This window comes from Ensifer sp. NPDC090286, assembly GCF_044769565.1.
Lineage (GTDB): Bacteria > Pseudomonadota > Alphaproteobacteria > Rhizobiales > Rhizobiaceae > Ensifer.
Genome location: NZ_JBIVYF010000003.1, coordinates 200,104 through 214,512, shown reverse-complemented (window position 1 = coordinate 214,512; position 14,409 = coordinate 200,104). Strand labels below are relative to the sequence as shown.

The window sequence follows — 14,409 nt, the reverse complement described above, 5'->3', positions numbered from 1 at the left end:
ATGGATGCCCGCGTGCGGGGCATCCGAGAAACCTATATCAAGAAATGTGAAAAGCGGCTCGTCCGAACCGTGCAGTGGCCGCTAGGAAATGCCGCGCCTTGTTATTGAACGATTTCGAGGTCGTTGATGACCCGCTTGCCGTCCACTTCCGTGTAGAAGACGAGAACTTTTACGCCGGCCTTCAGGCCTTCGAAATTGAATTCCTCGGGCGCCTGGTAGTTCTTGCCGTCGTCAAGCGACAGGCTCAGCCTATCGGTATCAACACCCGTAATGGTAGCTTCAACGTCGGCGCTTTCGGCCAGGGCGGACAAGGGGGAGAGCAGCCCTGCGGTGGCCATGAGTGCGGCAATAACAAAACGCATTCTTCTTGCCCTCTTCAACGTTTCTGCGAACATTCTTGTCACTCCCTTTGATCCCCGATTGTGGCAAAAATTGCCTTGCGGCGTGGCTTTTGGCCGGACGCCCCGCTTTTTTTGATGGTCTATCCGAACTCTGGAGACTGGACGGCGATACCGTATTTTTCAAGCGGGCAGGGGCCGAACTCCGGGTATCGGCGGGGTGGTTTCCCCATGAATTATAGGGTTTGCCAAGGAATTGTGACGAAAGCCAATCTTAAGACTCGCTCGCTACCTTTGGTTGGGGATCGAGGGGAAGAGATTGAAGATCATTGACGTTCTGCGCCAGCGCATTCGGGCCGCCGCCAGATTTGCGAAACCGTCGCTCATTCCGGCGGCGATCGCTGGCCTTGTCGTTTTCACGGGCGGGCATGTCTATGAGCGACAAAATCGTGAGAATTTCCAGAACGACCTTCGGATCGACGTCGAGAACGAACTGAACCTCATTGCCAACCGGCTGCAATCGGAGGTTAATACCAGCATTGCGGCGCTGAACGGTTTTGCCAACAGCATCGGCGTCCATCCGGCCATGACGTCAGACGACTTCACTGTCATGGCGACGAAGCTCCTCCTGCAGAACCCACAGATGGTGCGCGCTTCCGCAGCGCCCGGCGGCGTGGTGCGGATCGCCTTTCCGCGCGAGAGCCAGCAATGGTTCGTCGGCAGCGACTTCAACCGATTCGGCGCGACAAGGCATGCCATCGAGCGCGCGTCCTCGACGGTCAGGCCGGTGATGATCGGCCCGATTCGGCTGCCGAGTGGCCGCAATGGTTTCGAACTGTTCCTGCCGGTCTTCTCCAAGATCCAGGGCCGCATGGAGCGTTGGGGCTATGTCGAGGCCATACTCGACGAGAAGGCGCTTTACCGCGCGGCACGCCTGCTCGAGTCGGGCGGCGAAGCGCCGGAGCTGGCCCGGGATCACCGCCACATCGACGTTCATCTGGCGATCCGCGACATTTCCGAGCCGGAGCGCATACAGGATGCGTTCTACGGCGACGACGCCCTCTTTCGCGCCGCGCCGGTCAAGCGTCGGCTGGAACTCGCCGGCGGCGTGTGGGAGCTTGCGGCCATGCCGGTCGGCGGATGGAAGCAGCTTCCCGAAAACAGCAGCTTCATCCAGATGGCGATCGTTGCCGCTGTCACGGTGGTGGTCATCCCTATCCTCCTGGCCGGTGGCCTCGTCAACGAGCGCCAGCGCAACATCGCCAAGCTGAAGGCGCGGGAAGGGGAGGTGATGACGCTGTCTCATCGCCTGAACCTGGCGCTCGACGCGTCGAAGATCGGGATCTGGGAGATCGACGTCGAGAGCCAGCAGCGCTCCTGGGACGATCGGATGTTCCACCTGCACGGGCTGGAGGCTCATTTGGACGAGCCGACATATGACGAGTGGCGCGCCACGGTACATCCCGATGATGTCGGCATTGCCGCCAACGCGCTCTTCCGCAGCCTGGACGATGGTCTGGAATACCGGTCGCAGTATCGCGTCATCCTGCCCGACGGAACGATGCGCCATATCCGTAATGTCGGATCTAGCTACCGAGGCGCCGACGGACGCGCCAAGGTCACCGGCATCAGTTGGGACGTCAGCGACGATGTGGCGAGAAATGAGCGGCTGAGCGCGGCCAAGGCGCAGGTCGATCAGCAAAACCATGAGCTCGAGCAGGCGCTGAAGGGGCTCTACGAGCGCGAGCAGGATCTCGAACTGCTTTCGCGCCGGCTCGACCTGGCACTCGATTCCTATCGTTGCGGCATGTGGGAGGCAGATCTCGACAAGAACGTCGCCTATTGGGACGAGCGCATGCACCAGCTTTACGGACTGGTCTACTCCGACGGGGCCACAAACGAAAAAATATGGCTTACCACGCTTCATCCCGATGATCGCGAAGCGGCTCTGGAGGCGGTCAATCGCGCCATTGCCGCCAACGAAACCTATGTCCATCAGGCTCGCGTCGTCCTTTTGTCCGGTGGTGTCCGTCACATCCGCTCCGTTGGCAAGCTGCATGTGGCGCCCGACGGCGCGCGAAAGTTCGTGGGCATGGCGCTCGACGTCACCGACGACGTCGTGATGACCGAGCAGCTGCGTGCGGCAAAGGCGATGGCAGATGCAAAGAATGCTGAGCTGGAGCAGGCGCGTGTGCGCATAGAGCACAATGCGCTTCACGATCCGCTGACCGGGCTCGGCAACCGCCGCATGCTCGACAAGGCGCTGGAGCGCCTGACGTCGTCGCCCGACGGTGATCGGGAAGACATCGCCATCCTTCATATCGACCTCGACAGGTTCAAGCAGATCAACGATACGCTCGGGCATGCCGCCGGCGACGCCATGCTGGTCCATGCCTCCGAGATCCTCAGGGCGAACACCTCGCCCGGCGATATCATCGCGCGCATCGGCGGCGACGAATTCGTGGTGGCCGTGACCGGGGCTGTCGGCGAGGCCGCACTTGCGCCGCGCTGCGACCGCATCATCGCCGCCATGCGGCAGCCGGTCGATTACAACGGATTTCCCTGCCGCTTCGGTGTCAGCATCGGTGTCGCGGTCGGAGAAGGCCCGGAAATCGACGCGCGTAAGCTGCTGGTCAACGCCGACATCGCGCTCTATCGCGCCAAGGAAGCTGGCCGAAACCGCTATCAGTTCTTCACCGAGACGTTGCAGGCGGAGGTGGTGACCGCCAAACGCATCGCCGATGAAATTCTCGAAGGCATCGAGCGGGACGAATTCGAGCCCTGGTACCAGCCGCAATTCGACGCGACCTCGCTTGCGCTTTGCGGCGTGGAGGCGCTGGTGCGTTGGAAGCATCCGCGCGAGGGTATCCTGACGCCGGACCGTTTCCTCGGGATCGCCGACGAACTCAACGTCACGGCTGCGCTCGACCGGCTGGTACTGGAGAAAGCCCTCAAGGACCAGATGCGCTGGGCCGCCGCCGGCGTGCGCGTTCCCAAGATTTCGGTCAACGTCTCGGCAAAGCGGCTTCAGGACGACGATCTGCTGCTTTCGCTTGAAGGCCTGAGCATTGCGCCCGGCCAGATCTGCTTCGAGCTGGTGGAATCGATCTTCCTCGATGAGAGCGACGATATCGTCGCAACCAACATCGAGGGTATCAAGCGACTGGGTATCGACATCGAGGTCGACGATTTCGGTACCGGCCACACCTCGATCGTCAGCCTGTTGAAGATCAAGCCGAAGCGGCTGAAGATCGACCGCCAGCTCGTGGTCCCGGTCTTGAGCGCGCGCAGCGAACAGGCGCTGGTTCGCTCGATCATCGAGATCGCACGCTCGCTCAACATCGAGACGGTGGCCGAAGGTGTCGAGACGATGGCGCATGCCGAAATGCTCGGCATCCTCGGCTGCGACGTGCTGCAGGGCTACGCCTTCGCCAGGCCCTTGAGCTCCGAGAAGTTTCTCGCCTTCGCAACCGAGCGGGGTCTGCGCCTGGCATCGTGACGGAGGACGTCGCGCTGGATCGCAAGAGTCTTTCCCCGTCTTCGGCTTTCCCCGTCTTCGGTTTTCCACGACAGCGCCGCGCGTCTTTTAAGACGCGCTAAGGTCGCTGTAGCACTCTGAAGCGCTGCATAATTTTGTCCTTAAATCGATATCGATTTGAGGAATTATGCAGTAAGAGAGGGCATCCGCGTACAAACGTACGGCCGTTGCTTGCTTAGGGTCGGTTGCCTTCATGTCGCATAACACTTTCGGTCATCTCTTCCGCGTTACCACCTGGGGCGAAAGCCACGGGCCGGCGCTCGGCTGCGTCATCGACGGCTGCCCACCCGGCATCCGTTTCACCCTCGCCGAGCTCCAGGTCTGGCTCGACAAGCGCAAACCCGGCCAGTCGCGTTTCGTGACGCAGCGCCGCGAGGACGATCTGGTCAAGGTTCTCTCGGGCGTCATGTTCGACGAGGACGGCGAGACGATGATCTCGACCGGAACGCCGATCTCGATGCTGATCGAAAACACCGACCAGCGCTCGAAGGACTATTCCGAGATCGCCAAGCGCTACCGTCCCGGCCACGCCGATTACACCTACGATCTGAAATACGGCATCCGCGACTATCGCGGCGGCGGGCGTTCGTCGGCGCGCGAAACGGCGGCACGTGTGGCTGCTGGCGGTATCGCCCGCAAGGTCGTGCCGGGGCTCGTCGTGCGCGGCGCACTCGTGCAGATCGGCAAGCACAAGATCAACCGTGCCAACTGGGATTGGGCCGAGGTCGACAACAACCCCTTCTTCGCGCCGGATCCGGAGATCGTGCCGGTCTGGGAGGAATATCTCGATGGGATCCGCAAGGGCGGATCCTCGATCGGCGCTGTCGTCGAAGTGGTTGCTGAAGGCGTGCCCGCCGGCATTGGCGCGCCCATCTATGCCAAGCTCGACCAGGACATCGCCTCGAACCTGATGTCGATCAACGCCGTCAAGGGCGTCGAGATCGGCAACGGCTTCGGTGCGGCCGAAATCACCGGCGAGGAAAATGCCGACGAGATGCGTATCGGCGCCGATGGGAAGCCGGTCTTCCTGTCGAACCATGCTGGCGGTATTCTCGGTGGCATCGCCACCGGTGAGCCGGTGATCGCGCGTTTCGCCATCAAGCCGACCTCGTCGATCCTCACCGAGCGACGCTCGGTCGACAGCGACGGCAACGAGGTCGACGTGCGCACCAAGGGGCGCCACGATCCGTGCGTCGGCATCCGTGCCGTGCCGATCGGCGAGGCGATGCTTGCCTGCACGATCGCGGATCACTACCTGCGTGACCGCGGCCAGACCGGCCGCCTCAAGTAATTCGGCTTCAACCGGCCCAGACAATTCGGGAAGAACACTATGTCCTATGATCAGAAGCGTGTCGTCGATGCCATCCGCGCTTTCGAGGCCGGCGAAATCGTCGTCGTCACCGATGACGACGGCCGCGAGAACGAGGGCGACCTGATCGTCGCGGCGGTGCATTGCACGCCGGAAAAGATGGCCTTCATCGTGCGCCACACCTCGGGGATCGTCTGCACGCCCATGCCGCGTGAGGAGGCCAAGCGCCTGAACCTCAACGCCATGGTGGCCGAAAACGATTCCGCCCATACGACGGCCTTCACCGTCTCGGTGGATTTCAAGCACGGCACGACGACCGGCATTTCCGCCGACGACCGCACGCTGACGGTGCGCAACCTCGCCAATCCCAATGTCGGTCCAACGGATTTCGTTCGCCCCGGTCACATCTTTCCGCTGGTCGCGCGCGAAGGCGGCGTTCTCATGCGTTCTGGCCACACGGAAGCTGCCGTCGACCTCTGCAGGCTCGCCAGCCTGCCGCCGATCGGCGTCATCTGCGAACTCGTCAATGACGACGGCACGGTGATGCGCGGGCCGCAGGTGGCGAGCTTCGCCGACACCCATGGCCTGAAGCAGGTGTCTGTCGCGGACCTCATCGCCTACCGCCAGCGCAAGGAAACCCTGATCGAGCATGGCGGTTCCTTCGATATCGAGACGCCCTATGGTGCGGCCAAGGGACATTCCTATGCGCTGCCCTGGGATCCGATGCAGCATCTCGCCGTCGTCTTTGGTGATATCCGTGACGGCGTCGACATCCCGGTTCGCCTGCATCTCGAAAATGTCGGCGCCGACGTCTTCGGCAAGGATTGCCAGATCGACCGCATCATGAAGCGCATTGCCGACGAGGGCAGGGGCGTCATCGTCTATCTGCGCGAAGGCTCGGTTGGCGTCGGCGTGTCGCAGACAGCGCGCAAGGGCAAGCACGACCGCGAGGCCCACGACGAGGCGCAGGCCCGTGAAAACGAGTGGCTGGAAATCGGCCTCGGCGCGCAGATCCTGAAGGATCTCGGCATCAGTTCCATCAGGCTGCTCGCTTCGCGCGAACGCCACTATGTCGGCCTCGAGGGCTTCGGCATCAACATCGTCGGGACCGACATCATTTAAAGACGCGTCGCCTCCGCGATGTATCAAGCCCGGATCATCGATCCGGGCTTTGTCTTTTATGCTCGCCAACAAAAAAGCCGCGCTCGAAGCGCGGCTCTTTGTTTGTCTTTGAATATGTCGCCGATCAGGGCAGCGCGTCGTAGCCTTCGCCAAAGCCCTTGAGGTCGACGGGAATGCCGATGCCTTCCTCGGGCGACTGGAAGACGATGAAGGTCGCGGTTGCACCGGAGCGGAAGGTCTTCAGGAGTTCGTCCTCGAGCACCACTTCCGCGTAGCAGCCGTCGGAGAAGCAGCGCACGAAATAGGCGCGGCCGATATCCTTGCCGTCGACGTTGAGGCCGAGGCCGTTCGGCAGAAGCACGCCGAGCGGAGCGAGCACACGCAGGATCTTGGCCTTGCGATCCGCCGTCTTCAGAACGACCACCGAGAGGCCGACTTCCGGCCGGTCTTCGGCGATGACGTTTTGCATCAGCGCGCACTGGTCAGCGGAAGCGCCCGGCGGCTGATCGCAGACGATCGACCACGCGCCATGGTTGGACTTGACCGTGCCGGGTGTTCCGGCGGGCTGCTGGGCCAGGCTCTGAGCCGGGAGAGCGAGAACGGCAAGGCCGAAGGCGGCGAAGGCCGACAGTCGGGAAAAGAGGGGCAGGCCCATGTAAACCTCAAAACGTCGAATCATCAGGGCTATTCTTGAAGTGCGCAGGAATAAATGAAAAGCCCTGCGGGGCACATTCCAGCGCCATATGGCGGAAATTGGGCGGGTTCGGCGCCCTATCCGGCGCGCCGCCGTCAAAGCGCTGTGCAATCGGATCGCCAAGCGCGCAGAACAGCCCCTATAGGTGGTTTCGCCACGGGTTTCGAGGGGTGCCTGTGTGAAAAGCAGCATTTGTGCAAAAATGCCGCATGGGGTTGATTGGTCAGATGTTGCGGCATCGGACAAACTGTGGTTTGAAGCGCAGCAGTATCGCAGGGATTCTGCGTTCCGGTTTGATCCTGATCAAGCGCATTGGGGAGACACATTGTGAAAAACAAGGCTTATGCAGTTCTGGCAGCGCTTGCCTGTCTGCTTTTTGCTTCGAGCGCCTTTGCTGACAAGCCTGTCGAATGGCAGACGAACTTTCAGTCGGCCGCTACGGGCATCATGGAAGAAATCACGTGGTTTGAACATTATACCCTGTGGTTCATCATTCCGATTACACTTTTCGTTCTCCTCCTTTTGATCATCGTTGTGATCAAGTTCCGCGAAAGCGCGAACCCGGTTCCGTCCAAGACCAGCCACAACACCGCGATCGAAGTCGTCTGGACCGTCGGTCCGGTCGTCATCCTTCTCTTCCTCGCGATCCCGTCCTTCCAGCTCCTGACCGCGCAGCTGACGCCGCCGGCCAATCCGGACCTGACGCTCAAGGCGACCGGCAACCAGTGGTACTGGTCCTACGAGTATGAAGTCGGCGAAAGCCCGCTCACCTTCGACAGCATCATGATGAAGGAAGAAGACCGCGCGACGCTCGGCAAGGAAGACAAGAAAGAATATCCGCGCCTGCTCGCCGTCGACAACGAAGTCGTCGTGCCGGTCGGCAAGACGGTTCGCGTTCTCGTCACCGCTGCTGACGTGATCCATGCATTTGCAATGCCTGCCTTTGGCGTGAAGATCGACGCCGTTCCCGGCCGCCTGAACGAAACCTGGTTCAAGGCCGAGCGCGAAGGTCTTTACTACGGCCAGTGTTCCGAGCTCTGCGGTAAGGACCACGCTTACATGCCGATCGCCATCCGCGTGGTTTCGCAGGAAAAATACGACACCTGGCTCGCAGCCGCCGCAACGAATGTTGGCGATGCGAACAAGGCGCTCATGGCGTCCATCGACTCGGCCAAGACCGTCGACGTCGCCGCTAACGCCGCACAGTAATCGGAAGGGGAGCTCGACCCATGGCTGGAACAGCCGTTCATCAAGACCAACGCCATGATCACTCCGATCATGGCCACGCAGACCATGCGCACAAGCCTTTGAGCTTCTTCCAGCGCTGGTTCCTGTCGACCAACCACAAGGACATCGGCACGCTCTACCTGATCTTCGCGATCTTCGCGGGCATCATCGGCGGCACGCTGTCCATCTTCATGCGTGCCGAGCTCCAGGAGCCGGGCATCCAGATCTTCCACGGTCTGGCGCAGATGGTTTACGGCTTCGAGGGCGATGCTGCCATCGACGGCGGCAAGCACATGTTCAACGTGTTCACGACCGCGCACGCGCTCATCATGATCTTCTTCATGGTCATGCCGGCGCTGATCGGCGGCTTCGCCAACTGGATGGTTCCGATCATGATCGGTGCGCCGGACATGGCGTTCCCGCGCATGAACAACATCTCCTTCTGGCTGATCATTCCGGCCTTCCTGCTCGTGCTGCTTTCGATGTTCGTCGAAGGTCCGGCCGGCGCCTATGGCGCAGGGGGAGGGTGGACGATCTATCCGCCATTCTCGACATCGGGCATGCCAGGACCGGCGATGGACTTCGTCATCCTCGGCCTGCACATTGCCGGCGCGTCCTCGATCCTCGGTGCGATCAACTTCATCACCACGATCCTGAACATGCGCGCTCCGGGCATGACGCTGCACAAGATGCCGCTCTTTGCCTGGTCGGTTCTGATCACCGCGTTCCTGCTTCTGCTCTCGCTGCCGGTTCTGGCAGGCGGCATCACCATGCTGCTCACCGACCGCAACTTCGGCACGGCCTTCTTCGCGCCTGAAGGCGGCGGCGACCCGATCCTGTTCCAGCACCTGTTCTGGTTCTTCGGTCACCCGGAAGTGTACATCCTGATCCTGCCGGGCTTCGGCATCGTCAGCCACATCGTTTCCACCTTCTCGCGTAAGCCGATCTTCGGCTACCTCGGCATGGCCTACGCCATGGTCGCGATCGGCGCCGTCGGCTTCATCGTGTGGGCACACCACATGTACACCGTCGGCATGTCGCTCGACACGCAGCGCTACTTCGTCTTCGCGACGATGGTCATCGCTGTCCCGACCGGCGTTAAGATCTTCTCGTGGATCGCGACGATGTGGGGTGGTTCGATCCGCTTCACGACCCCGATGGTCTGGGCGATCGGCTTCATCTTCCTGTTCACCGTCGGTGGCGTTACGGGCGTTCAGCTCGCCAACGCCGGCCTCGACCGCTCGCTGCACGACACCTACTACGTGGTTGCTCACTTCCACTACGTTCTGTCGCTCGGCGCCGTCTTCGCAATCTTCGCGGCCTGGTACTACTGGTTCCCGAAGATGACCGGCTACATGTACTCCGAGTTCGTCGGCAAGCTGCACTTCTGGGTCATGTTCATCGGCGTGAACCTGATCTTCTTCCCGCAGCACTTCCTCGGCCTCGCAGGCATGCCGCGCCGTTACATCGACTATCCGGATGCCTATGCCGGCTGGAACATGGTTTCGTCCTACGGCTCCTACGTCGCAGCCGTCGGCGTCCTGATCTTCCTCTTCGGCGTCTTCGAAGCCTTCGCAAAGAAGCGCGTCGCTGGCGACAATCCGTGGGGCGAGGGTGCGAACACTTTGGAATGGCAGCTGTCTTCGCCGCCGCCGTTCCACCAGTGGGAACAGCTCCCGCGCATCAAGTGACGGGCAACGAACAGAAGCCGCCGGTTCCGGCGGCTTCACCCCGCCGGGAAACCGGCAACACACGGCCCTTGCGGCCGGGACTTTTGCAGGGACAAGACATGACGGTCATCGACAATCACGAAGCAGTAGGCATGGAAGGCGTACCGCGCCTCTCCGAAGCCTCTGCGCGCGATTACTTCGAGCTTCTGAAGCCGCGTGTCATGTCCCTGGTCGTCTTCACGGCGTTCGCCGGGCTGGTGCTCGCACCAGGACACATCAATCCTTTCATCGGTTTCATCGCCATCCTGTGCATCGCCGTCGGCGCTGGCGCGTCCGGCGCGCTGAACATGTGGTATGACGCCGACATCGACGCGGTCATGACCCGTACCGCCAAGCGCCCGATCCCGGCCGGCAAGATCCTGCCGCAGGAAGCGCTGGCTTTCGGTCTGACGCTGTCTGCCTTTTCCGTGATCATCCTCGGGCTCGCCGTCAATTGGCTCGCAGCCGGGTTGCTCGCTTTCACCATCTTCTTCTACGTGGTCATCTACACGATGTGGCTGAAGCGCTCGACGCCGCAGAACATCGTCATCGGCGGTGCTGCCGGCGCTTTCCCGCCGATGATCGGCTGGGCCTGCGTGACCGGCGCCGTGTCGGTCGAAAGCATCGTTCTCTTTCTTATCACCTTCCTGTGGACCCCGGCGCACTTCTGGGCGCTCGCCCTCTTCAAGATGGGCGACTACGGCGCCGTCGGTGTGCCGATGATGCCGAATGTCTGCGGCCAGGCGACCACCAAGAAGCAGATCGTCATCTACGCCGTGCTGACCGCGCTGATCGGCATCTGTCCCACCTTGCTCGGTTTTGCGAGCATCGGTTACGGCGCAGTCGCAGCGGCTCTCGGCCTCGGCTTCGTGTGGTACTCGATCGGCGTCTTGCGCATGCCGGAGACGGACGAGCGCATGCTGCCGGCCAAGAAACTTTTTGCCTTCTCGATCATGTATCTTTTCGTGATCTTCTCCGCCCTGATGGCGGATCACCTGATCGTCAATATCTGGCTGAATGCCGGGAGTATTGCCTGATGGAAACCGTCAAGCTCACTGATGCCCAGAAGAAATCGCGCCGCGGCCGCAACATCGCGCTCGGCTTCGTCCTCTTCGGCCTCGTCATCCTGTTCTACATCGTCACGCTGATCAAGTTCGGCAACGGCATGGTCAACTGAGGCGGGATGGCATGACGAATTCACCGCAGACCACAAGCTCGCAGCGCTCCAACCGCGTCGTCGTCGGCACTTGCCTGGCCTTCGTTGGCGGCATGGTCGGCATGGCCTATGCGGCCGTGCCGCTTTACGACATGTTCTGCCGCGTCACCGGCTACAACGGCACGACGCAGCGCGTCGAGCAGGCGTCCGACGTCATCCTGGACGAAAAGGTGAGGGTCACCTTCGACGCGAACACCTCGGGCGGCCTGCCCTGGGAGTTCAAGCCGGTCCAGCGCGACATCGACATCCGCATCGGTGAAACGGTGCAGGTGATGTACAAGGCGAAAAATCTGTCGTCGAAGCCGACGACGGGTCAGGCGACCTTCAACGTCACGCCGATGCAGGCGGGCGCCTACTTCAACAAGGTACAGTGCTTCTGCTTCACCGAGACGACCTTGCAGCCGGGAGAGGAGATGGAGATGCCAGTGGTATTCTTCGTCGATCCGGACATGGTCAAGGCGGTGGAGACCAAGGACATCAAGACGTTGACGCTTTCCTACACCTTCTATCCGCGCGAACCGTCAAAGCCGGTCGCTCAGGTGAAGACGGAAGAGAACAAACTTTGAATGGAGGTCCTTTTCGGCTATGCCGGAAGGGCGACGAGAGAGAGACATTTCGGGGATTACTGACATGGCCGGTGCGCATCAGAAGAATCACGACTACCACATCATTGACCCAAGCCCCTGGCCGCTGCTTGCCTCGATCGGCGCCTTCGTCATGGCGTTCGGCGGCATCTGCTACATGCGCTATCTGTCGGGCAGCTCGCTGAAGATCTTCGGCCTCGAGTTCGCAAACGTCTGGATTCTGCTCGCAGGCCTCATCATCGTTCTCTACACCATGTACGGCTGGTGGTCGGACACGGTGAAGGAAGCCCACGAAGGTCACCACACGCGCGTCGTTGCCCTGCACCTGCGCTACGGCATGATCATGTTCATCGCTTCGGAAGTGATGTTCTTCGTCGCCTGGTTCTGGGCTTATTTCGATGCCAGCCTGTTCCCGGGCGAAGCCATCCAGGCAACCCGCACCGCCTTCACCGGCGGCGTATGGCCGCCGAAGGGCATCGAGGTTCTCGATCCCTGGCACCTGCCGCTCTACAACACCGTCATCCTGCTTCTGTCGGGCACGACGGTGACCTGGGCGCACCACGCGCTGCTGCACAACGACCGCAAGGGCCTGGTCAACGGTCTGGCGCTGACGGTCGCGCTCGGCGTACTGTTCTCCTACGTCCAGGCTTACGAATATGCTCACGCTCCGTTCGCCTTCAAGGACTCGATCTACGGCGCGACCTTCTTCATGGCGACCGGCTTCCACGGCTTCCACGTCCTGGTCGGCACGATCTTCCTGCTCGTCTGCCTGATCCGTGCGCTGCGTGGCGATTTCACGCCGAAGCAGCACTTCGGTTTCGAGGCGGCCGCCTGGTACTGGCACTTCGTTGATGTCGTCTGGCTGTTCCTCTTCTTCTCCATCTACATCTGGGGTGGTTGGGGCGCGCCTGTCGCTCACATGTAAGCGAATCGAGCCTACGCTCGTTTCGACAAGGCGGTTGCAGTCATGCAGCCGCCTTGTTCTTTTGGTGGTGTGCCCGAAGAGTGGCTCGAGGGGTGACGGAAATGAGGTTGGGCTTGGTGGCGGCGGCGCTTGTGGTATCCGGCTGTTTGCCCGCCGTGGCCGCCGATAGCGCGGACAGAGTGGTCGTGCACAAGGAACGGCGGCTGTTGCAGCTCTTCCAAGGGGACCAGGTGATCCGTGAATACACGGTTGCGCTCGGCGGCAGCCCCATTGGCCACAAGCGCCAGGAGGGCGACCAGAAGACGCCGGAAGGGCTCTATTCGCTCGACTGGCGCAATCCCGGCAGCGGCTACTACATCCACGTCTCCTATCCGGCGCCGGCCGATGTCTCTGCCGCCGCCGCAAGCGGCGTCGATCCCGGCGGCATGATCATGATCCATGGCCAGCCCAATTATTTCGGCTGGCTGGCCTTTTTGACGCAGCGCTTCGATTGGACGAATGGCTGCATTGCCGTTACCAATGCCGAAATGGAAGAAATCTGGGCCATGGTGCCCAACAACACGCCAATCGAGATCAAGCCGTGAGTGAAGACAAGGCACATTTCCCGCCGGTTGACCCGGTGATGACCGGGATCAAGGGGCTTTGCCCGCGCTGCGGCCAGGGCAAGCTTTTCGACGGGTTTCTGAAGGTCAAGCCGTCCTGCGCGAGCTGTGAACTCGACTACAAGTTCGCCGATGCCGGCGATGGCCCTGTCGTGTTCGTGATCCTGATCGTCGGCTTCATTGTCGTCGGCGCGGCGCTTTGGGCTGAGGTCAACTTCAACCCACCGCTCTGGCTACACTTCATCCTGTGGATCCCGCTTGCGGTGATCTTCAGCCTCGGCCTGACGCGGATGCTCAAGGGCATCCTGATCAACCTGCAATTCCGCAACAATGCGCGTCCGGGCGAGATCGACCGTGGCTGAGATCGCGACCAGGAAAAAGGGCGGCCTCATCGGTCGGATCGGCACGTTGCTGCTGCTCGCCGCGACGTTTGCCATTCTCGTCTCGCTCGGCACCTGGCAGATGCAGCGGTTGCACTGGAAGGAAGGCCTGCTTTCGGCCATGGCCGAGCGCAGGTCTGCACCACCGGCGACACTTGCCGAGATCGAGAAGATCCTCGCCGATGGCGGCGACATCGACTACCGCACCGTCACGGTGACTGGCGGGTTCGACCATAGCAAGGAGCGGCATTTCTTCGCGACGTTCAATGGCCGCACCGGCTATTACGTCTTCACGCCGCTACGGTTGGACGACGGCCGCTTTCTCTTCGTCAATCGCGGTTTCGTGCCTTTCGAGCAGAAGGATTCCTCGACCCGGCTTGCCGGCGAGCTTCCCGCCTTTGTCGGCATTCATGGTATTGCAAGGCCGAAGCTTGACGGCAAGCCGTCGTCGCTCGTTCCCGACAACGACCTCGCAAAGAACATCTTCTACTGGAAGGACCTCGACACGATGGCGTCTTCGGTCGGCCTTCCCGCCGACAAGGTCGTGCCGCTGTTCGTCGATGCCGATGCAACGCCCAATCCGGGCGGTCTGCCGATTGGCGGTGTGACCCAGTTCGACCTGCCCAACAACCACCTGCAATATGCGCTGACGTGGTATGGGCTGGCAGCGGCTCTGGTGCTGGTCAGCGGCATCTATGCAATGCGGCGCGGGCGATAGCCGCGGGTTTACCGTCATGCTAACCGTGCGTGACGAACGGCAGCGGA

General features: G+C 61.4%; 14 protein-coding genes. 12 read left to right on the top strand and 2 right to left on the bottom strand.

Translation table 11 applies throughout. The features are described 5' to 3' along the window. Positions 1-101 precede the first annotated feature (101 nt). A complete protein-coding gene (locus ACIQUG_RS16315) occupies positions 102-362 on the bottom strand; it encodes a DUF1344 domain-containing protein (RefSeq protein ID WP_043619849.1) in 261 nt (86 codons plus the stop codon). A gap of 295 nt (positions 363-657) precedes the next feature. Here ACIQUG_RS16315 and ACIQUG_RS16310 point away from each other — a divergent pair, with 295 nt between their 5' ends. The 3 genes from ACIQUG_RS16310 to ribB all read left to right on the top strand — a co-directional run bounded on the left by ACIQUG_RS16310 (position 658) and on the right by ribB (position 6,307). Continuing rightward, on the top strand, positions 658-3,837 hold the full coding sequence (locus tag ACIQUG_RS16310; RefSeq protein WP_402323185.1) for an EAL domain-containing protein: 3,180 nt from the start codon (positions 658-660) through the stop codon (positions 3,835-3,837). 232 nt (positions 3,838-4,069) lie between these two features. After that, a complete protein-coding gene (gene aroC, locus ACIQUG_RS16305; RefSeq protein ID WP_402323184.1) occupies positions 4,070-5,167 on the top strand; it encodes a chorismate synthase in 1,098 nt (365 codons plus the stop codon). A 39-nt stretch (positions 5,168-5,206) separates the two neighbouring features. Continuing rightward, positions 5,207-6,307 (top strand): 3,4-dihydroxy-2-butanone-4-phosphate synthase, encoded by a 1,101-nt coding sequence (gene ribB / locus ACIQUG_RS16300; protein ID WP_043619854.1) that lies wholly within the window; start codon positions 5,207-5,209, stop codon positions 6,305-6,307. A gap of 124 nt (positions 6,308-6,431) precedes the next feature. Here ribB and ACIQUG_RS16295 read toward each other — a convergent pair whose 3' ends face one another. Beyond that, positions 6,432-6,962, bottom strand: a complete 531-nt coding sequence (locus ACIQUG_RS16295) for an invasion associated locus B family protein (protein WP_034801218.1) — start codon at positions 6,960-6,962, stop codon at positions 6,432-6,434. A gap of 366 nt (positions 6,963-7,328) precedes the next feature. On the opposite strand from ACIQUG_RS16295, the gene coxB reads away from it, so the two are divergent. From coxB to ACIQUG_RS16250, 9 genes are all read left to right on the top strand, one after another. Further along, positions 7,329-8,210, top strand: a complete 882-nt coding sequence (gene coxB, locus ACIQUG_RS16290) for a cytochrome c oxidase subunit II (RefSeq protein ID WP_043619856.1) — start codon at positions 7,329-7,331, stop codon at positions 8,208-8,210. A 20-nt stretch (positions 8,211-8,230) separates the two neighbouring features. Continuing rightward, positions 8,231-9,919 (top strand): cytochrome c oxidase subunit I, encoded by a 1,689-nt coding sequence (ctaD, locus tag ACIQUG_RS16285; protein ID WP_043619858.1) that lies wholly within the window; start codon positions 8,231-8,233, stop codon positions 9,917-9,919. Positions 9,920-10,017: 98 nt separating this feature from the next. Further along, positions 10,018-10,974 carry a heme o synthase gene (locus ACIQUG_RS16280; protein ID WP_192447583.1) on the top strand — a complete coding sequence of 319 codons (957 nt, stop codon included), beginning with the start codon at positions 10,018-10,020 and terminating at the stop codon, positions 10,972-10,974. Further along, the gene (locus ACIQUG_RS16275; protein WP_402323183.1) at positions 10,974-11,114 is read left to right on the top strand and encodes a hypothetical protein; all 141 of its coding nucleotides are present in this window, start codon (positions 10,974-10,976) and stop codon (positions 11,112-11,114) included. Before ACIQUG_RS16280 ends, ACIQUG_RS16275 begins: the two co-directional genes overlap by 1 nt. A gap of 11 nt (positions 11,115-11,125) precedes the next feature. Next, positions 11,126-11,719: a cytochrome c oxidase assembly protein gene (locus tag ACIQUG_RS16270; protein WP_402323182.1), complete on the top strand. Its 594-nt coding sequence runs from the start codon at positions 11,126-11,128 to the stop codon at positions 11,717-11,719. 64 nt (positions 11,720-11,783) lie between these two features. Beyond that, positions 11,784-12,662 carry a cytochrome c oxidase subunit 3 gene (locus ACIQUG_RS16265; RefSeq protein WP_043619866.1) on the top strand — a complete coding sequence of 293 codons (879 nt, stop codon included), beginning with the start codon at positions 11,784-11,786 and terminating at the stop codon, positions 12,660-12,662. Positions 12,663-12,763: 101 nt separating this feature from the next. Further along, positions 12,764-13,246, top strand: coding sequence for a murein L,D-transpeptidase family protein (locus tag ACIQUG_RS16260; protein WP_402323181.1), 483 nt, complete (start codon positions 12,764-12,766; stop codon positions 13,244-13,246). Then, complete coding sequence (locus ACIQUG_RS16255) at positions 13,243-13,626, top strand: DUF983 domain-containing protein (RefSeq protein ID WP_402323180.1); 384 nt, start codon at positions 13,243-13,245, stop codon at positions 13,624-13,626. Before ACIQUG_RS16260 ends, ACIQUG_RS16255 begins: the two co-directional genes overlap by 4 nt. Beyond that, entirely contained in the window at positions 13,595-14,362 is a 768-nt protein-coding gene (locus tag ACIQUG_RS16250; protein ID WP_402323179.1) for an SURF1 family protein, read from the top strand. Before ACIQUG_RS16255 ends, ACIQUG_RS16250 begins: the two co-directional genes overlap by 32 nt. Positions 14,363-14,409: the final 47 nt, after the last annotated feature.